Annotated in this window: 15 protein-coding genes and 3 pseudogenes; 3 read left to right on the top strand and 15 right to left on the bottom strand. The window is 39.3% G+C overall.

Going from position 1 to position 19,641, the window contains the following annotated elements:
• Window positions 1–134: 134 nt before the first annotated feature.
• Together EKM81_RS03255 and EKM81_RS03250 are read left to right on the top strand one after the other, a co-directional pair.
• Window positions 135–1,031, top strand: coding sequence for a diacylglycerol/lipid kinase family protein (locus tag EKM81_RS03255; protein ID WP_125648358.1), 897 nt, complete (start codon window positions 135–137; stop codon window positions 1,029–1,031).
• A 117-nt stretch (window positions 1,032–1,148) separates the two neighbouring features.
• Window positions 1,149–1,238 (top strand): annotated as a pseudogene (locus EKM81_RS03250) (IS30 family transposase); the annotation flags it as partial.
• Between the two features lie 41 nt (window positions 1,239–1,279).
• Here EKM81_RS03250 and EKM81_RS03245 read toward each other — a convergent pair.
• The 11 genes and pseudogenes from EKM81_RS03245 to guaA form a co-directional block, all read right to left on the bottom strand.
• Window positions 1,280–1,747 (bottom strand): Dps family protein, encoded by a 468-nt coding sequence (locus tag EKM81_RS03245; protein ID WP_003587210.1) that lies wholly within the window; start codon window positions 1,745–1,747, stop codon window positions 1,280–1,282.
• 187 nt (window positions 1,748–1,934) lie between these two features.
• On the bottom strand, window positions 1,935–2,075 hold the full coding sequence (locus EKM81_RS03240; RefSeq protein ID WP_081539454.1) for a hypothetical protein: 141 nt from the start codon (window positions 2,073–2,075) through the stop codon (window positions 1,935–1,937).
• Window positions 2,076–2,087: 12 nt separating this feature from the next.
• Window positions 2,088–2,339 (bottom strand): GlsB/YeaQ/YmgE family stress response membrane protein, encoded by a 252-nt coding sequence (locus tag EKM81_RS03235; RefSeq protein WP_003680323.1) that lies wholly within the window; start codon window positions 2,337–2,339, stop codon window positions 2,088–2,090.
• Between the two features lie 14 nt (window positions 2,340–2,353).
• Window positions 2,354–2,896, bottom strand: coding sequence for an Asp23/Gls24 family envelope stress response protein (locus tag EKM81_RS03230; protein WP_125648355.1), 543 nt, complete (start codon window positions 2,894–2,896; stop codon window positions 2,354–2,356).
• 27 nt (window positions 2,897–2,923) lie between these two features.
• Window positions 2,924–3,109 (bottom strand): DUF2273 domain-containing protein, encoded by a 186-nt coding sequence (locus EKM81_RS03225; protein WP_003596522.1) that lies wholly within the window; start codon window positions 3,107–3,109, stop codon window positions 2,924–2,926.
• 11 nt (window positions 3,110–3,120) lie between these two features.
• Window positions 3,121–3,681 carry an alkaline shock response membrane anchor protein AmaP gene (gene amaP / locus EKM81_RS03220; protein ID WP_125648352.1) on the bottom strand — a complete coding sequence of 187 codons (561 nt, stop codon included), beginning with the start codon at window positions 3,679–3,681 and terminating at the stop codon, window positions 3,121–3,123.
• A 151-nt stretch (window positions 3,682–3,832) separates the two neighbouring features.
• Window positions 3,833–4,138, bottom strand: a pseudogene (locus EKM81_RS03215) (transposase); the annotation flags it as partial.
• A 165-nt stretch (window positions 4,139–4,303) separates the two neighbouring features.
• Window positions 4,304–5,191 carry a GIY-YIG nuclease family protein gene (locus EKM81_RS03210; protein ID WP_125648349.1) on the bottom strand — a complete coding sequence of 296 codons (888 nt, stop codon included), beginning with the start codon at window positions 5,189–5,191 and terminating at the stop codon, window positions 4,304–4,306.
• 119 nt (window positions 5,192–5,310) lie between these two features.
• Window positions 5,311–6,487: pseudogene (locus EKM81_RS03205) on the bottom strand (IS256 family transposase).
• 194 nt (window positions 6,488–6,681) lie between these two features.
• Entirely contained in the window at window positions 6,682–10,272 is a 3,591-nt protein-coding gene (locus EKM81_RS03200) for a type IIG restriction enzyme/methyltransferase (RefSeq protein ID WP_125648346.1), read from the bottom strand.
• A gap of 207 nt (window positions 10,273–10,479) precedes the next feature.
• Complete coding sequence (guaA, locus tag EKM81_RS03195; RefSeq protein WP_125648343.1) at window positions 10,480–12,033, bottom strand: glutamine-hydrolyzing GMP synthase; 1,554 nt, start codon at window positions 12,031–12,033, stop codon at window positions 10,480–10,482.
• Window positions 12,034–12,654: 621 nt separating this feature from the next.
• Between guaA and EKM81_RS03190 the strand changes: the two genes are divergently transcribed.
• Complete coding sequence (locus EKM81_RS03190; protein ID WP_125648340.1) at window positions 12,655–13,788, top strand: YcjF family protein; 1,134 nt, start codon at window positions 12,655–12,657, stop codon at window positions 13,786–13,788.
• A 43-nt stretch (window positions 13,789–13,831) separates the two neighbouring features.
• Here the strand turns inward: EKM81_RS03190 and EKM81_RS03185 are convergent, their stop codons facing one another.
• From EKM81_RS03185 to EKM81_RS03170, 4 genes are all read right to left on the bottom strand, one after another.
• Window positions 13,832–14,278: a DUF4131 domain-containing protein gene (locus EKM81_RS03185; protein WP_125648338.1), complete on the bottom strand. Its 447-nt coding sequence runs from the start codon at window positions 14,276–14,278 to the stop codon at window positions 13,832–13,834.
• A gap of 206 nt (window positions 14,279–14,484) precedes the next feature.
• Window positions 14,485–15,411, bottom strand: coding sequence for a type I pantothenate kinase (gene coaA, locus EKM81_RS03180; RefSeq protein ID WP_125648335.1), 927 nt, complete (start codon window positions 15,409–15,411; stop codon window positions 14,485–14,487).
• A gap of 844 nt (window positions 15,412–16,255) precedes the next feature.
• Window positions 16,256–18,565, bottom strand: a complete 2,310-nt coding sequence (gene helD, locus EKM81_RS03175; protein ID WP_125648331.1) for an RNA polymerase recycling motor HelD — start codon at window positions 18,563–18,565, stop codon at window positions 16,256–16,258.
• Window positions 18,566–18,877: 312 nt separating this feature from the next.
• A complete protein-coding gene (locus tag EKM81_RS03170) occupies window positions 18,878–19,249 on the bottom strand; it encodes an alpha/beta hydrolase (protein WP_191987258.1) in 372 nt (123 codons plus the stop codon).
• Between the last annotated feature and the right edge of the window lie 392 nt (window positions 19,250–19,641).

Here is a 19,641-nt window from a genome sequence, read left to right as displayed (position 1 = left end):
ACATTGACCCGACTAATTCAGTAATGATGCATATTATTTCCAGTCAAACTAGTGTTCAAGCTATACTGAGACTATCAAAAGCTTACTAAATAAGCGATGAATAAACTTAATTTTTTAATCAAGAGGCGATTGTCATGGCAACAACTTACGGCATTTTCTATAACGGACAAGCGGGTAATGGGCAAGCGGCAACCGTCGCCCATCAAACCGCGCAAGCGCTATCGAACCACGGCATTGAGTCTCAATTACTGACAACACCAGGAATCCCCCGGGCAATTGCGTTAATTAAGCAAACACTTCCTCAACTGTCAGCACTAATTGTTATTGGTGGAGATGGCACACTGAACGTTGCAATGACAGCCCTAATCCAAGCTGAAGCACATATTCGTATCGGCGTTATTCCCATGGGAACGGTTAATAATTTTGCAACCCGCTACCAGTTACCAACTGACCCCCAAGCGGCCATCGAACTAATTTGTACTCAGCCGGCGACCCAAGCAGTCGGCATGCTAGTTTGTAATCAACGCCGGGCAGTCGTGAGTTCACTGACATTCGGTAATTTGGCTGACATTTCCAATGAAGTTCGACAATCTGAGAAGCAGCGATTCGGTAAATTAAGCTATCTTTACCGTGCTATTCGCCATATTGGTCACAATAAGTCACTGCCAATTCGATATCAATTCAAACACGAAGGAAGCCATACCTTAAAAACATGGTTCTGTTTGATTACAACGACCAAATCAGTCGGTGGGCACGTCTATAGCGCGTCTGCTCCAGGAAAAATGCATATTAGTCTACTTAACAACATTGGCTGGCGGCAAGTAATTCCATATATTTGGTTCGCACTAACGGGGAACTTGCAAAACTCCAAGGCCATTACACAGCTAACGGCAAACAGTGCACGAATTACGAGTGCAACTGGTCAAGCCGTGACGACACGTATTGACGGCGACCCAGCGGTTAAACTGCCAATTGAATTGACCTATTTGACAGACCGCTTCGAATTGATCGTACCAACAGTCATCGAATAACGACGTATTTTTTATTAATGGCAGATTGTAAAATTAATCCGAACGCTGTTCGGACAAAAAAATCAGCTGCCTTTAAAATGGTGTTTACCACAAACCCATCTTTTAGGAGCTGATCTTTTGTCTAGTATAACCTATTCCGAACGAATTAAAATCGAAACCTTTTGTGAACTAGGGCTGTCCAATATCCAAATGGGCGTTCGGATTAATTTTACAATCTACTATAAGCCTACCGATTTTTTAATATTATTTTATTCATCAATTTCCGGCGCCGACCCAAGCTCTGCCTGAATCATCCAGATTTTCTTCTCAATTGCGGTTTTGAGACCAATGAAAATATCTTGGGTACTGAAGTCTTTTTCAACATCGGATACTTCAATGCCGTGTTGGTAAAGGTCTTCCAAGTAACGATAGCCATCAACTAAGTGTGCGAGGCGTTCTGGGGTTGTTTTGTCCCATTCACCAGGCCAGTCTTGAATCTTAGTGTTTTCGGCCATTTCTTTTAAGGTCGAGTAAGGACTGCCATCAAGCGCAATCAGCCGTTCAGAAATGACATCGAGTTGGCTGTCAATTTCTTCCATGAACTCATCCATCAAGGGGTGCAACTTCAAAAAGTTAGGTCCACGCATGTACCAATGCGTCTGATGGATAATCATTGACATCTGGCTCAAATCGGCAACGAGTTGATTTAATACTGCTTTGGTTTTCGTATATTTCATTAGATTGATCTCCTTTCGATATGGTTATTATAACATAGTGGTAGCTTAATCTGAAACGTTATACACTGGCAAATTAAGTTATTTATAGCCCGTAGAATTAAGTCGTTTTGAAAAGATGGAGACGTTATATGGTAGATTGTAAAATTATTTACGTTCTAAGAAGCCTAATACAGATAAATTTGGCTAATTATCCATGTAATTTTTGTTGCAATGTATCACCAATGCCATCTACTTTCTTAGCGGCCAAGACGGTGCCACCGATGAGGACACCACCTACAATGAGTGTAGAAGCGATCATAAACTTAAATACATTTTTCAAGACGTCCATAAAATTCCCTCCTTACTTTTTACTGGTTCGACCAACAACTAATGAAACAATCAGAACTAAAATAATTGCACCAATGATCGATGGTATCAATGCCATGCCAGCTAACGAAGGGCCCCAAGTGCCAAGGAGCCCTTGACCAATCCACGCACCGATTAAACCAGCTACGATGTTTGCAATCCAGCCCATAGCAGCACCACGGTTAGTGATTGCGCCAGCAATGGCACCAATGATTGCCCCGACGATTAATGACCAAATAAGTCCCATATTTACTCACTCCCTTAGTTAACACGACTAGATTTATTGTCAGACGTTACTTTATCAACGCTGTCACCTAATGTTTCCTTCGATTTCTTTGCGCCCTTACTGATGGCTTCCTTCGTTTTGTCTGTGGCATCGCTCACGCGATCTTGCAGAGAAGTCGAATCTTTTTCATGTTGCTCCTTTGTCTTGACATCAACAACATTCACATTTACCTCAATTACTTCTAAGTCGGTCATATTCTTTACTTCCCGAACGATAACATTTTTGATCTTGTCATACAGTTTAGAAATATCAATGCCGTATTCAGCAACAATGTCGAGATCCACTGCAACCTGCTTTTTTCCAACCTCTACATCAATTCCTGATGTGACATCTGAAGTATTAACTAGTTTTTCAGCAACATTTGCGAAAAAGCCGCCATCTACGGTTAATAAGCCATCTACCTCAGAAAGTGCGATACCAATGATCTTTTGAATAACCTTATCATCAAATGTTAAATTGCCTTTAACACCAGACTTTTCGTTAGTTGTTGTTTTCTCACTTGGCGTTCCATTCTGCATAATTTTTCCTCCTTATAATTCAAACAGTTATTTAAAAACATTTGTTAAGATACCAGTTTTTTGAATATAATAACCCGCGGTAATCCCGATTGCCATAAAAATCAAAACAAAAAGCGTCTTGAAAAATCCAAAAGTGATGATAAGGACCGCTAAGAGCAATCCCATAATTCCACCAATTAGTGGCCAAAAATAGGCTTTAATGAGTTCGGTCACGTTATCACCTCCTAGACAACTCGAGATTGTTGCACATTAGCGTCCGACTCATTGAAATCAACGAGTCGGATTTTTATTTTTTTCTGTTCAGAAATTCCAAGACAAATACGCAAATCTTTTTTTAATTGATTGAGAAAATTTGCAGTCTGTTTCTTAGCATTGACTGAATTTAGTAGATCACCCGATATTTTAAGTGTGATCCCTTTTCGTGATAACTTAGCTGATACCTTGGGGTTGCCAATAAAGGGTTCATGTTGAAGTGCTGAAAGCGCAAAATGTTCAATAGCTTTCTTACTGACGGTCACTTGACCATCAGACTTTTGATGAAGATATAATGATTGTGACCGTGGCCAAAAAAGTGTGATAAGCAAAAAAATAATTAACAGTACCGCCAGAATTACTCCACTCCAAAAGAGGTATATCGGTTCGTACTGCTCCAACCAACCAAGCTTTAATAACATGGGTGTACTAGTACCAATAGCCGTTGACCAATTTTTAAAGACAAGAACTATGGATAAAGGAAATGCAAGGATAATAACAACTACTATTAATACCTTAAATATAAATCGCAAATCATCACCACCTTTACCATAATTATAACAGGACAGGTAGTGATGATGGAATTATATGCTCTTATAAGGAACCAATTAAGATTTTTGTTTGACTAAACCAATCTAGCCAATAGGGTATACCCTATTGGCCTTTCTTGATTCATTATCAATGGCTTTCTAAATTATCACTGTGCCGACCGTAGGCTGGCAAGGTATGATTTTCAAACCGGCCATTGCGATCTCGAGGAATGGTTAAGTTAAGTTGGCCGTACTTCGTATCAAACGAGCGCTCATAACTGCCGTTGCGGTTATTACCAGTGTTGATCCCAGCGTATGAGTAGCGTTCGTAACCCAAAAACTCTGCCAATTCGGTTTGAAGCAGCTGGTTAATCGCAATTTCGAGGTGGTGACGAAAAACTTCGTCCAAATCTTGCTTTTGGGCTAGTGCAGCGATAATTTCTGTGGTAAGTTCATTCATGGGGAACGCCTCCTGTGATGTTTTCTGTGGTTACTAAATATCATAAGGGAAGGCATCCCCTATTTCTATACAATTCAGAAGTCTTTTATGCATTTACACAAGATATTTTACGCTCTCAAACAAAAAATAACTTTTTAGGTGTCGTTATTTCTCACACTACATTTACTATACAATTCGCTGTATATTAAACGCTTTTAGATACTGTTCTAAGTTATCCCGCAAAGAATTTGCTGATTGATTTGAATAGATATAATCACCATTATTAATTCGAGAATAAAGTGGACTATTAGTTTTTGATGACCACCGTTGTTCATTGGCGATATAGTGACGGCCTTTTTTGCTTATAAAGCCTATTTTCAAATCTTGATAAACATTAGGATAAGTTTTGGCAAGATGTTCAATTGTACGCAAAAAATAGTCTCTGTTACTCGTGCCCTGATACTTGAATCCATCACTTAATTCAACATAGTAAGCAACAGCGTGATCCATTTCTAAAGGCGAATCGGGTATCGACTGGGTTGAATTGATTGATTGAGTAATCATTTTTCGCTTTCTACGCTTTTTTTCATCTTGTTTAAACACTGCGATACCGATTAACTCTAAGAGTAAGAGCGCGTTCTCTATATAATTATCAAACCTTACCTTTTCAAATGCAGATACATTAGTCTTATTTCCATTCTGCTTGTTCTCGATGTGCAATCTGCCCACCCGTTTGGCTCTTTCAATCAGGTCAGCTTCAATATAATCAATCGCACCACGATTAAGCGAATCATCTTTGGTAGTAATGAGAACACATTTTTCCCAAAAATCTTTCGACTTATCATGCTGTTTCAGACGAGTTTGTAGCTCAGAAGCTTGCCCGATATAGACGCCTTCATCGGACAGTAACAGATAAACTCCCCAGAATTTTGTTTCTTCCTTTTGAAATAGCTGACTGATACTATCGCGTGGTGAAACAAGCATCGTTCCATTCCAACTACTATCTTGGACAGTCAACAATCCGTCTAATGTGCCATCTTCGAGTAATAATTCAATGATTTTAGCTGTAGCCATGTTTATGCACCCTCATCACAAATTCGTTAATGATAATTATATCACCAATTATGCAGTAGAGAGTGTCAAGAATTTTGTGTAAATGAGTAACTCTTATTTGCATGATTAAATGACCAATTTCAAAACATCGATTCTAATGTATCCTGGCACTGTTTAAATCCACGATGAGACTTGCCAAAGTTCTTTTCGTTGTAGGCCAACACCTGTGTGACTAAGAAACGATCTAACGCGTCTTCATTTGGAAATTGTTCCTTTGCTTTGGTTTTTCGCTTGATCGATTTATTGAAAGATTCAATAAGATTGGTCGAGTAGATCGAGGCTCTAATACTCGTTGGGAAATCAAAGAAAGTAAGCAGATTTTGGGTCTCTGCTAAGCGTTTCGTCATTTTAGAATAGCTAGGTTCCCAGTGCGTAATAAAGGTGTCCAGGACTTTTTGTGCCTCAGATTTTGTCGTTGCTTGGTGAATCTGTTTGAATTCAGACATAACGGCCTGCCGGTCGCTAACACGTACTTTTTTAAAAATATTACGACTCATATGTGACGAGGCAACGCTGGAATTTTGCCTGTGGGTAGCTCCTCTCCAACGCCGATTCAAGTCCCACCATTCCATCAGCGACGACCAGTTGAACGTTGATGATACCTCTTTTTACAAGCCCACCTAATAATTCTGACCAAACTTCGCCATTTTCAGTTGGAGCGATCTGGTAATCAAGAATCTGTTTCTCTCCGTTTGCCGTGATGCCAATCGCGATATAGACCGCCTCACGTTCAACCGTATTTCGTCTGAGTGGAAGATAAGTCGCATCGATGAAGAGACAAACGAAGTTTGCCTCAGTAAAATGACGTTCATGAAAAGTTTCAACTTGTCCCTCGACGACCTTAGTCATGTTTGAGATCGTTGTTGCGCAGTAGTGCGATCCGTACATTTTCTCGATTAAATCGGCAATTTCACGTGTTGTGATTCCTTTTTCGTAGAGCTTGATAACCATCTCTTCTAAGGCATCAACACGACGCGTGTACGGCGGAATGAGTGCTGCTTTGAATTCACCATTACGGTCACGTGGTACGCAAATATTTAGTTTTCCATACTCGGAAGCTATTTGACGAAAGTACTGTCCGTTCCTGGAATTTCCGCTGTTAAAACCACTGCGATCATATGGATCGTAGCCTAAAATTGCGGTTAATTCAGCTTGAAGTAGGCTGTTGACTGTTCTCTCTAACTGAGCACGAAAAACCTCTTTTAAATTTCCTTGAGATAGTAGTGCTTGAGCGATTTCTTTGTTAAACTGATCCATGGGGGAAGACCTCCGTTGATTATGTTTGGCGATTTAATCATACGGGGAAGGTCTTCCCTTTTCAATTACTATTTACACAAAATATTGTACACTCCCTTAATTGTCGGCATACTACCCTTAACTGCAGAAAAATCTTCTTGTGAGAGTCCCTTCGAATTACGAAATATTTGAAGAATCAGCGTTCTTGTCTACCACTATATTTCAAAATCCCTAACAGTTTGTTTCTCTTCCTCGGTAAGTTTAAATGCATTCATAACTTGTTCGTCAATAGCAATATTCAATTCATCTACTAATTTATGGTTACTCTCTTCTTTTGCCATCTCATTCATCAATAGCTTAACGTTATTAGCTATTTCTCTTTCTTGTACATCATTAACATCCGGAATTGGAAACTGTCCAAGTTCGTTTAAGACTAACCGTGGATACAAATTTCTAGAAAATTTATCAAACTTAATGATAAACCAAAGGGATATTGCTTTTGAATTCAGGACTCCCAAGACGTAGAATAAACTTTGTTTTATTTCACTAACAATTAAATTTGACTCACCATTAATGGAATCATCATCTATTATCATCGCATTAATTGCATACTCTTTCCTAGAAGGAATCTGTCTCACTAGAATTCGCCTTTTGCTAAAAATCTGGGGATTTCTTTTTGCCGCCAAATTATTCCCATATTTAACATATTTACCACTCCAAGACACCGCATATCTTTTAATATTGCTACCCTCCAGCCATCTTCTCCAATTCGCATCGACCGCTGAGGTTGAAACAAAAACGTCATTACGTTTGTCTTCTTTTGTCTGAGGTGGATTTCCTTTACCAGTTTCATAGATCTTTACCCCCGCCTTCAAAGTCGAAATTTCACTAAGCGGTCGCATATCTGGCTGATTAATCTTTTCGTATGCATCAAATACTTTTTGATACTTAACTTTTGAAAAACTGAAATTTGAGTTGTTTTTAAAGAAAGTTGAATCAACTTTCCCTACAGGTATAAACTCTCCGTCGGACAATTCTTCAAGTGAAATAAAATTAGGTTTCTTCTTTTTGAAAAACAAAATACAATTATCCACAGAAGCATCTGAGAAAATTTTATCTAACGAATTGATAATCACGATATTTCCCGTTTTTTCAGTAATGAATTTCCGAATTTTTGCATTAGTCTGAATGGTCAAAATGTTGTTAGGGATAATGTATCCAAAGGTTCCGCCCTTTCTAAGTAACCCATATGCTAATTCAATAAAGAGAGTGTAAGTATTTGCTTGGTATTCACTAATTGTATATGTCTTCACGTAATACTTTTTCATGTCATCCGTAAATGATTGATTGCGAGCAAAAATATATGGGGGATTACCAATTACCAAATCAAATCCAACGTAATTTCCTTCATCATCTAGAACCTCAGGAAATTCCATTCTCCACTCTAATCCAGATGCAAACATTGGGTTTTTCAGTACTTCATCAAGCTCTTTTTTTGCTTTTTGAACCTGAGCGGTTATTTCATCGAATCTTTTTTGTTCCTCTCTTGAATCGGCAAACATATCCATAATTCCAGCTTTCCCCATCTCTGTTAGGAGGTTATTAAGCCTCTTCATTTCAGGGGTAGAGGCGGTATCTGTAAAGGATCGCTTGATCTTTTCAATATTTATTGAAAGTTCTGCCTTCAACTTTTTGTTGCTTGTTTGCTTGTAATCTTTGACTAGTTGAAGATATTCCTTGAAATCATTACGTCTCAAATCAAAAGAGAAATCGAGATCAAATTTATGAAGTAGACTATCACCGATTTTGATATTTATATCAATATTCGGAAGAGTTACTAGTTCACCATTGTCATCATAATAAGAGTTCTTCAACAATTCAATCCACAATCTTAAACGGCAGATGTTTGCCGAGTTTGGATTTATATCTACACCAAATAGACAGTTTTCAATGATAGATTGCTTCTGCTGAAACAGAGCTTTCTGAACTCTTGTAGCCTCAAAATTACCAACTGTATAATTAAAATTATCCCCATTAAAGTCTTGAACTATAAGCTCATCATTTGCGACATAGCAATGAATATTTCTCAGTATTTTCCCTTCAGAATCGAAAATACATCCCAAATCATTTTTTAAAGCAATGATTTCATTCAGAATAGAGACAAGGAAATGGCCAGAGCCTACTGCCGGATCACAAATTTTAAGATCATCAATACTATCACTGACCTTCTTTGCTGTTTCAATATTGCTAATTTTAAACTTAAGATCTTCAACTGTCTTGGCTTGCCAGTTTAAATCAGAATTTATCTTATCAATAGCAGCAGATCGTAAAGCGCGACGAGACATATACATGGTAATATTGCCCGGGGTAAAGAATGATCCGTCAGCATAACCATTGATTTTTTCAAAAATAAGTCCTAGTACCGAAGCATTAATCAAATCATTTTTAGACTTTTCTTTACCTGATGATGTAGTTGAAAAGTCATAGGACTCCAGAAACTCGAATAAATATTGATGAAAATCTAATAATCCACTCTTCTTTTTACCCTTTTCGTCCTTTAAAACCGTCTTTCCATATACCTTGATATCCCCTTCGCGGAGTTGGTCAATGGTAATTCCATAACTACTTGTTTCAACAGGGCTTTCCTCAAATAGAGAACTATTTAAGTACGGAATAAAACTATACTTTGCTTCTAATTCCGAATTCCTCTGATCATGTCTCTTGGCTAGAATTCCAAAAAATAAATCAAATAAATCTGCATATGACTTGATCTTGTTAAAAGAGAGGAATTTATATTTACGGTCACCATTATGGAATGCAACTAATTGCGATTCTAAGAGCTTTAAAAATAGAATACGGTTAATCCATATAACTGACAATTGAATAGCAGTATCATACTGTTTTTCTACCGGTACGTCTTTTTGATCCAATCTAGTAATTATTGATTCAATCATTGAGAAGCTTTGTCTTTTTTCAGGACTAAGCCTCTTAATAATCTTAGTTGTGCCCTCTTTAGCTTCCTCCAAACCCATAATATACAATAGCTCATCGTAAAATTTCTTGTTGAGTTTATTTGAATCAGTAAAAATTTCCTTATTCAATAGATTTTCCGCAGAAAAGAACCTATACAATTGGGTAACATTATTTTTCTTTAACTTAATATCCTTCTTCGACTGAACAGCATTACCCAAATCAAAATGTGCAATTCTGATACCCTTTTCGATTGCTTTTTCAATTTGTGGTGCAATCACTGATGTGTATAAGAAATCAGTCGTATCACTTGATAGCTGTCTAAGAGACCATTTCTTGTAGTTATCAACAAGAGTTTTATTATTATAGAAATATTTCTCAAATTCCTTTGCTTCAATGACAAACCAAGATAATCCATTCGAGATAATAATCTTCTTAATTTCAATTGCGTCACTAACTATTCTTTCTTCCAGATAGTATGCAATCGCCTCTTGAAACGATTTTACATTGAAATTTTTAGTTGTCATCATTTCATTTACATTGGTCAGACTTTTAGTTTCAATTAAAACACCAAGAGAGCTGGAAGCATCTTGACCATTGTAAATGGTCAGATCTATTCGGCTATGTGTATTAATAAAGTTTTTCGGTAGACAACCTTTTAAAAAATCCGACAGGAGATTTTTTTGAAATTCTTCAGATTCGTTTTTGTTTGCCAAAAGGTTCTTAATAAAATTTGATAACCTTATTTCAAACTCTGATTTCTCTTCTTCAAGCGGCATGATAGCTTGAATATTCTTATTCATACTTTCTTTTAATGTTAATCCCTTAACTGTCATAATGTCCTCGATTTTGAACCATTTTGTTTACAATTATAGCAAATAAGGGGTAAACAAAAAATGCCCACCATCAATAGATGGGAGCATTCAAATTATTTTGGCGGAATTTTTGGCGGGGAACCAAATGAATTTTTATTAATTTGTGCCAGTTTACAATTTTTAAATACCGGTATTATCGGCTTTGTAACTTCAATTGATTCCTACCTTTCATTCCCATTCGATCGTAGCTGGTGGCTTGGATGTGATATCATACACAACACGGTTAACATGCCCGACTTCATCAACAATCCGCACGGAAATCTTTTGCAGAACATCCCATGGGATTTTAGCGAAGTCGGCGGTCATGCCGTCGATTGAGGTGACGGCGCGGATGCCGACGGTGTAGTCGTAAGTTCGGCCATCGCCCATGACGCCGACGCTGCGGATGCCTGGCAAGACGGTGAAGTATTGCCAAACTTCGCGTTCAAGGCCAGCGTTTTTGATTTCTTCACGGAGAATCAAGTCACTATCTCGAACTATCTGAAGCTTATCTTCAGTAATCGCACCAATCACACGAATGCCCAAGCCAGGACCTGGGAATGGCTGACGCCAAACTAATTCGCTTGGCATGCCCAAACGTTCGCCTAATTCACGCACTTCATCCTTGAACAGAGTCCGCAAAGGCTCGATCAGCTTGAAGTGCATTTCTTTTGGCAAACCACCAACGTTATGATGCGATTTGATGGTCTGAGCCGTACTAGTACCACTTTCGATGACGTCGGTGTACAACGTGCCTTGAGCCAAGAAATCGATGCCGTCTAATTTGATAGCTTCATCATTGAAAACTTCGATAAATTCTTTACCGATAATTTTCCGCTTTTGTTCAGGGTCAGTCACACCAGACAACTTGTCTAAGAAGCGCTTGCTGGCATCAACCTTGATAATGTTCAAGCCGAATTTGCCTTCAAGACTGGCCATGACTTGGTCAGCTTCGTTCTTCCGCAACAAACCATGGTCCACGAAAATACTAGTCAATTGGTCACCAATCGCTTTGTGCAACAACACGCCAACGACACTAGAGTCAACGCCGCCGGATAAACCGAGCAAGACTTTTTTATCGCCAACAGTTTCGCGAATCTTAGCAATTTGTTGGTCGATGAAATCATTCATTGACCAGTTAGACCGCGCGCCTGCGATGTCGAAAGTGAAATGACGCAGAATTTCATTACCATACTCAGTGTTACGTACCTCAGCATGGAACTGAATCCCGTACATTTTCTTCTCGTCATTAGCAAAAGATGAAATTGGTGCATTTTTACTTGTAGCAACTACATGGAAACCAGTTGGCACTTCGCGGACCAAGTCACCATGACTCATCCAAACAGATTGCGAAGCAGGCAAATCCTTGAATAATGGACTCTTGGCGTCAGTTACTTCGATCTGCGCCTTGCCGTATTCGCGATTATCAGCTGATTCAACCCGACCGCCTAACTTGTAAGCCATCAATTGCATTCCGTAACAAATGCCCAAAATTGGAATTCCCAATTTGAAAATTTCCGGATCAACACTGAAAGCATTTTCGTCGTAAACGCTCATTGGCCCACCAGAGAAAATAATTCCCTGAGGGTTCATTTTTTTCACTTCTGCCGCCGTAATGGTGTTGGGAAGTAATTCGGAATAGACGCCAAAATCGCGAATCCGCCGAGTGATGAGCTGATTATATTGACTGCCATAATCTAAAACAATGATTTTGTCGACATTTTGTAAGTCGGCTGCCGCCATTTTTGTCACACTCCATTTATGAATTTAATCGTGCATTAAAACTAAGATAACTGTTACTATCATAACGATTTTTGAAGAAAAACTCAATCTGTTTTTTCAGAGTGTGAGAGGTGCCGGTTAGACTGCGTAGCATAACTTCAAATAATTGACTGAGCGCTGCCAACCGATCTGGCAATTACTTAAGTTAGGCATAGCAGTCTGGCACCTCGAACACGTTTCAGCAAGTTGTGAGAGGCAACGGTCTTTTGGCGTAGCCTAACTTCAATTAATTACTTGGACGATGAAGTCGGCCGAGCAATTAATTAAGTTAGGCATAGCCATTTGTCGCCTCGAACACGTTTCAGTAAGTTGTGAGGAGCGACGTACTTTTGGCGTAGCATAATTTCGATAAATTGATTGGGCGATGCCAATCGACCGAACAATTTATCAAATTAGGCATAGCCATTTGTCGCCTCGAACACGTTTCATCGCTATACATATAGCAATATAACTCTAATCGTGATTCCAAAAATCGACTTATCTTTCGATTAAGATAGTATATTTACCTCCAACTTGCATTCATCTATGTAAATAATCATAATAATACCAAGTGCGTATTAATTAAGTCTGTTGGAGGATATCATGGCAAATCCAGATAATTATCAAGAAACCCTTGATGCAGCAATTGATAAAGCTAAAGAAGAAATTCAAGATTTATCAAAAATCAATATCATTATTGCAGGCAAAAGTGGCGCAGGTAAATCTACATTGATTAACGCTGCCTTTGGCGAAGAACTGACCAAAACCGGTGGTGGTGCGCCAGTCACTGATAAAATTAGTTTGATTGAAAACAAAGACTTCCCGATCAGAATTTATGATACCGTTGGTTTTGAACTTAAACAAATTAATCAGTGGAAAACCAAACATTCAATCCTACAAATTTTGCGTCGTACTAATAAAACAGAAACGCCTGATGATGACATCCACTGTCTTTGGTATTGTGTGTCTGCAACCGGCACAAGTCTTGAAGACGAAGAATTAAATTTTATGAAACTGTTCTTAGACCGAAATATTCCCGTCATTTTAGTCCTTACCCAAGCCTATTCTTTAAAGAGTGCCAATGAACAAAAACAATATGCACAACAGAAACTGCCTCAATTGCACTCCGTTAGTATCCTAGCAAATGATTCTGAAAACACAACAGCATTTGGTGTTGATCAATTAATTGAATTAACAGCTACCCTTCTACCAGATGGATTGCAAAACTCTTTTGCTAGTGCTCAGAAAGCTTCACTGCGTAACAAACGGCAGGCTGCTACAAAACTGATTAATTCCGCAATTGTTGCAAATTTTGGGACCGGGTTTGTGCCAATCCCGGTCGCCGACGCTCCGATCATGATGAGTATTCAAAGCACAATGCTGGTGAAGATAACCACGGTTTATGGCATCAATTTTCAAAAAAACAAAGTTGAAACTGCGCTGGCTGGGGCATTAGGCGTTTTTACTGCCATCTCTGCGGGAAAGTCTGTGGCTACCTCGTTGATCAAATTAATCCCCGGTGGATGGGTGATCGGCGGTACTATTTCAGGAACTGTTGGTGCGATAATAACCGGTGCACTTGGCTATGCTTATATTGAACTAATGGAAATGGTTGCTCAAGGAAAAATTAATTTGAGTGAAGTAGCCCCTGAAGAACTCACCAATTTATTAATTTCACTCATTAAACAAAAAATGCCACAAAATCTAACTGATCTTGATAATATCAACAAGAATTAACTGCAAAAAAATGTCATTCAATTTGAATGGCATTTTTATTTTTCTACTCGATACCCGCTAAATTAAACTCAACGATATCGTAATTTAATTTATTTGTATACAACGATGGGTTGTTTAGGCGCAACTTGATTCTGTACCGGATTTTTAATTTCATTGGTTTACTAGACTGAACGACATAGTAAAATAGATAAACATGTTTTTCTTTTGTCTTTTCTACATACAAACTACTATCCTTCAAGTTGTTCCATTCCGATTCGCTCCCGTCCGCCATAGTTGCAGCTTTTTTAGCTGACTGTCTTGCCAAATAAAACAAACCATTTTCCTGATCATTGGAAGTCTTATTAATTTTATCTGATAAAATTACTTGGCGTTGTTCCAATTCATAATAAGGAATATCCATTCGATGTGAATTCCAATAGTTGAGGCTCACTACGCCACCAACTACAAACAATACAATTATTGCAATAATCCAAACACGTTTTTTCTTCATGACTATCTTCCCTTTTTTGCCATTTGAAAATTTGGCTTTTTTTGTTCTAGAAAATTCATCTCCACTCTCACTATGGTCTGTGTAAAACTTGCGGATTCAAAAAAGTACCCCCTATTGGCAGCAGTTTGAACTTTTGCTATTCCTAAAATACTTTTAACCATACAAAAAAACTCAATCCAATCAGGATTGAGTTTTAATTTTTTATTTTAATATCGTCGCAACCCAATTTTATCGATCACGTGATGCTGGGTCTTATGCAGAATCAAATCAGCACGATTGCGGGTTGGCAAAATATATTCCCGTAAATTCTTCAAGTTAACATCCCGCCAGACGCGATGAGCCATTTTTAAGGCCTCGTCACGGTCACCAATGGCATATTGGTAGTAATAATTCTCTGGGTCCTGCAAGGCCGTGTCCAACAAAACCTTGAAGCGATCCAAATACCACTCCTCAATTAAATCTGGCTTAGCATCCACATAAATTGAAAAATCAAAATAATCACTAACATAAATCTGCTGATTGCTAGGCAATTGCAAGATGTTGATCCCCTCAACAATCAAAACATCCGGCTGATCAATGATGTCGGGATGATCATTCAACACATCATAAACCTGATGAGAATAACGGGGCACCTCAATCTGCGGTTGATTTGATTTAACTTGGTCTAAGAAAGTCAGCAATTTTTCCATGTCGTAACTTTCAGGGAACCCCTTGCGATTCAAAATCCCCTGACGTTTCAATTCTGCATTAGGGTACAAAAAACCATCGGTGGTAATCAACTGCACTTTTTGATTAGGCAACGAACGACTGAGCAACAATTGCAGCAAACGCGCCGTCGTACTTTTACCAACGGCCACACTGCCGGAAATGCCAATTAGAAATGGCGTGTGCGTTGCTGCCACGCCGCGAAAATCAGCCCGATCTTCAACCAGATGCTGATAATGATGCAAATAAATATGCAACAAATGCCGCAGCGGCACATAAATCTCCTGAACATCCTTCAAAGAAATCCGGTCGTTCAAGGCCGCAATTGAGTGTAGTTCTTCTTGAGTAACGGTATTTAATTGATTCTTCCCGTGAAAATTACACCACTCGTCACGGGTGTAATAATTATAGTTCTCCGGTAAGGCCATTTCGCGTTAACTCCCACTAGCAAATTTCTGGCCATCACGGTCAGGATTGAAGCGTTGTTACTGAAAATATTTTTAGTTGAATGCGTTTAAAATTACCACTTCAACTAGTAGTAAATTAAGATAATTACGAGTTCAAAACCACTGGTGTAGTTTTGAAACAGACTTGCGTCTGACTCCATTGCGGGCTTGCTGGTTGTGGAACGCGGCCGACATTGATTTGAGCCTTTGCTCCACAAAGTCTCAAATACAAGTCTTCTCGTAAGTGCTAAAGCACCAACGAGAATTTGGCTGCTACTCGCAAGCTCGGGCGCAAATAAAAGCCATTGGCTGACAACCACGCCCTCCATTCCGTCTGGAATTGAGGTGGTGCACTTCACTGTTGTTAGTGATTAAGGCAATTATTGTGGAGTAGCTCAACTCTGTTCGACAGTGGCTACATCTTAAACAATTAAACCACAATAGTCTAGTTGAGAACTTCCAACTTTACAGCACGCTAATTTTGTCAACTCCACAAAGCTTGTCAATCAGACTATTAGTTCACCACAATCTGTTTTTCTAAACAGTGGTAATCAGTTCTGTTAGTTTACGCCGGTGGTGGTTGGGCGATTGGCGTCAGCTGTGAAATTATTCTTAGCGATTTATCGCTTAGAATAAGCCTCGTATTTGAGATTGTTGCTGAAAGCAATAAGCTCAAATCGACGGCCACAGCGTTCCACGCCCTCTAAATCGCCCAGCCACCACCTACCCTAATTGGGGAAGTCTTGGCAGTGTTTCAAATCATCAAATTGCAAGACCCAACTAAGAATCGGCGTAACTAAATTTAAGCCTAGTAATTCAGCATTAGTTATTCGACTTTAAACAATTTTTCATCGACGGTAAGCAGTGGTGACAATTCACCGACTGCGAGAATGGTCAAGCGGTGCATTGCGCGAGAGGCAATCGTGTAAACCAATTGTCGCTCGTCTTCGTCGTGATAGTTGCTGGCTGAAGCATCCCACATGATCACCGCATCGAATTCCAAACCCTTAGCTAAGTAGGCTGGTACAATCAAAGTCCCGGCTGCCAAGCGCTGATTTTCGGAACGAATTAACGTGGCCGCATAATCCTGAGACTTCAAGTAAGCCGCAATTGCCTCACTTTCCTTCTTGGTTTTGGCGATGATGGCTGTAGTGAAATTGCGTTGGTCGTTAGACCGCAATTGTTGCAACAACAAGCCGTCTAAGTCTGCTAATTTCGGCCGCACTGCCACATTTGGCAAATCGCCGGGGCGTTCGAAAGTATCAATTGTTTGACCATTGCGCAATAAGGCACGCGTGAATTCAGTAATTGGTTTTGTTGAACGGTAAGAACGAGTTAATTGTACAACTTCTGTTTTATCAGCCGCAAATAATTTTTGCACTTGATTTAACAAAGTATGACTACTGCTGCCAGTAAAAATAGCTTGATTCAAATCGCCTAACATCGTGTAGCGCGCCTTCGGGAACGATTCCTGTAAATAAGCCAGCTGAAATGGCGTGTAATCTTGAATTTCGTCAATGAAAACAAATTTGATTTTGCAATCAGGTCGGCGACCACAAACCAAATCAATTAAATAGAGGTAAGGACTCACGTCGGCTAAGTTTACTTGCTTATCCTTAAAATCAGCCTGGACCTGGTCAACATCAGCCAGCCATTCCTCAGCAGTCACGCCATATTCAGTCAAATTAATTAGCTGTGGTATTTGCCGTAAGAAATGCAAATATTGGGCCCGACTATTTACGAAACGGAAACGCCGGATGCCTTTATTAACTTGTTGCAATTCTTTAGTAACAATTTTCCGCGCCAAGAATTTGAATTCAGCATCACTGGATTCAAATTCTTGATCAACTTGACGATACATTGCTTGTAATTGCTCGTCAGTCAAGCTTTCGACTGTGCGAGCCACCCACTTCTTTCGCGTTTCTGGTTCAATTTTACGATTTAATAACTGAACTAATTTTTCTTGAGTCGCATCCATGCGATTTGCTAAATGGTAATTTTCATTAAAGCTGTAATAAATTTCCGCAATTTTATCTTTGGCAAAATAAGGCTTGCCGCGGAACTTCAAATCACGGAAAATCATGCCACTTTTTTCCAGTAATTTCGCATAACGTTGCACCGCTTTGAAAAATGGCAAACTTGTCTTAATCTGATTAATTTTCTTAGCTAAATCAGATTGAACGACATCAAATTGGGCTGCCGGATTAAAAATCTCCAATTGTGGCAAGCGCCGCCCGACAAACTGGCGATAGGTCATTTGGACCATATTTTGCTCGCCTAATTCGGGCAAGACATTCTCAATGTAATCATTAAATAATTGGTTTGGCGAGAACATAATCACTTGGCTGGAATTTAATTTACCGCGATAACGATACAGTAAAAACGCCACTCGTTGTAAAATTGCGGACGTTTTCCCAGAACCAGCCGCCCCTTGCACAAATAGCAAATCAGCACTGGTATTCCGGATGATTTTATTTTGTTCTTGTTGAATCGTCGTAACGATGGCCCGCATTTGCGTACTGGACTTTTCGCCCAAAACCTCCAGCAACATTTGATCGCCAATTGTCTCCGTCGTATCAAACATTGACTGAATTTCCTGATCTTTAATTAAAAACTGACGCTTCAGTAAAACATTGACGTTCTGCTCACCATCAGGTGTTTGGTAAGTAACGTCACCTAATTTCCCATCGTAATAAATCGAGGAAATTGGTGCTCGCCAATCATAAATCAGAAAATGGTCCTTTTGATCAGTGAACGAACTGAGGCCAATGTAAATTGTTTCGCGCTTAGGCTCACCATGTTCGTGAAAATCAAGCCGCGCAAAATAAGGCGTCTTGGCCAGACGTTGTAAAATATTCAGCTGTTTAGTTGACTGTTGGCGACTATTATCACGTTCCGCCAGCATTTGTTGCTGTTGCCGAATCGACAAAGCCGTTTCCAGATTAGTGGTATCACTACCGTAACTTAAATGCACTTCTTCATTGAATTGTTTATTCAGTGAAGCTGCATCCGTTTGGGCTTGATCAATTGAGCGCTGGGCTTTTGCTTCTGCCAGCGTAATTTCCTGTTGGACGTGATCAAGATACTGTTGCTCGGCCGCCTGTGTTTGACGGGCAAATTTTTCTGTTTCTGCCATGACTCCCCACAACCTTTACTAGCAAAATAAACCGATTAATAAAAAAAGCATTGAATAAGTTTATCACAAATTAAGTTACTGGTCTAGTTATCTGTCTTTTAGTAGTAAAAGCTATCCGTGTAAGCTTGCCCAACCCAGTTTACGCAACTGTGGTCATTGAAGTCGTAAATAAAAAGCTTGGGTGCACAACTTCTAATTAAATTCGAAGTTATCACTCAAGCTTTATTTTTTTACGACAGCTGACTCATTTCATCTAGCAGTCAACTGCAATTAATGAAGACTTAGTATCCCTTGATTGCAAATCAGCCGATGTTACAAGTTTTCTTTAGAGAAACTAGCAAACTTGGCAAAGGGAATCAAATCCATTTGATCATATAAATCAGTATGAGTAGTGCCAGGAACAATGACTAATTCCTTAGGATCCTGCAAACGTTCATACGATTCTTCGGCCAGATAACGTGAATGGGCTTTTTCACCAGTAACAATTAAAGTTAGTCGTGGTGAGATTTCATCGATATGAGCTTGCAAGGGAAAGTTAAAGTAGCCCAGTGGTGTGGTGGCAGTCCAAGCCGCGTTAGAATTAATTGACCGTGGATGAAACACCCGACCGCGATAATAATTAAAGAATTCAGTCGTAACGGGGTCGGCGTCAGTCGATAGTGCCTCACCAAAGAACAAAGCCAATTAACCTTCCGGCCCTTAGCACCAAAATTAACGGAACCAATTACAGTCATCTGGAAAAAGAATACCGTGCAATCTAAAGTAGCCCAATTGTTTATCGAACGACTCCAAGCAGCCATTCAAGCAGATGACGCGCTATAATTTCTAAGTACATGGACTACCACTACCCAAGAAGAGCGTGTGACACCAGGCGGTCAGCCAGTGAGCATTAACGTAAAATGTCGAGCAATTCGTTAGAATTGCTCGACATTTTTACGTTAAGCGGGACCGGTTGCCTTTGAGAACACGTTTCAGCAACGAAAGTTCGTATTATTTTTTGGAAAATAGACTTATGTCCCAGACGCTTTTTGCTATTTTATTTAAGTTTTCAGTTTTATTCAAGCATCTGAACCACC

It is taken from the genome of Lapidilactobacillus gannanensis, assembly GCF_003946675.1.
GTDB classification, from domain to species: domain Bacteria; phylum Bacillota; class Bacilli; order Lactobacillales; family Lactobacillaceae; genus Lapidilactobacillus; species Lapidilactobacillus gannanensis.
Note: the sequence above shows the minus strand (reverse complement) of the source record. Positions and strands in the feature narration are given on the sequence as shown.

Coding starts and splice junctions, on each gene's coding strand:
- EKM81_RS03235 (WP_003680323.1), bottom strand. CDS start 2,339: ATGGGACTTATTTGGTCATTAATCGTCGGGGCAATCATTGGTGCCATT.
- EKM81_RS03230 (WP_125648355.1), bottom strand. CDS start 2,896: ATGCAGAATGGAACGCCAAGTGAGAAAACAACAACTAACGAAAAGTCT.
- EKM81_RS03255 (WP_125648358.1), top strand. CDS start 135: ATGGCAACAACTTACGGCATTTTCTATAACGGACAAGCGGGTAATGGG.
- coaA (WP_125648335.1), bottom strand. CDS start 15,411: ATGGCCTTACCGGAGAACTATAATTATTACACCCGTGACGAGTGGTGT.
- EKM81_RS03190 (WP_125648340.1), top strand. CDS start 12,655: ATGGCAAATCCAGATAATTATCAAGAAACCCTTGATGCAGCAATTGAT.
- EKM81_RS03240 (WP_081539454.1), bottom strand. CDS start 2,075: ATGGACGTCTTGAAAAATGTATTTAAGTTTATGATCGCTTCTACACTC.
- EKM81_RS03245 (WP_003587210.1), bottom strand. CDS start 1,747: ATGAAATATACGAAAACCAAAGCAGTATTAAATCAACTCGTTGCCGAT.
- guaA (WP_125648343.1), bottom strand. CDS start 12,033: ATGGCGGCAGCCGACTTACAAAATGTCGACAAAATCATTGTTTTAGAT.
- helD (WP_125648331.1), bottom strand. CDS start 18,565: ATGGCAGAAACAGAAAAATTTGCCCGTCAAACACAGGCGGCCGAGCAA.
- EKM81_RS03210 (WP_125648349.1), bottom strand. CDS start 5,191: ATGGCTACAGCTAAAATCATTGAATTATTACTCGAAGATGGCACATTA.
- EKM81_RS03185 (WP_125648338.1), bottom strand. CDS start 14,278: ATGAAGAAAAAACGTGTTTGGATTATTGCAATAATTGTATTGTTTGTA.
- EKM81_RS03200 (WP_125648346.1), bottom strand. CDS start 10,272: ATGACAGTTAAGGGATTAACATTAAAAGAAAGTATGAATAAGAATATT.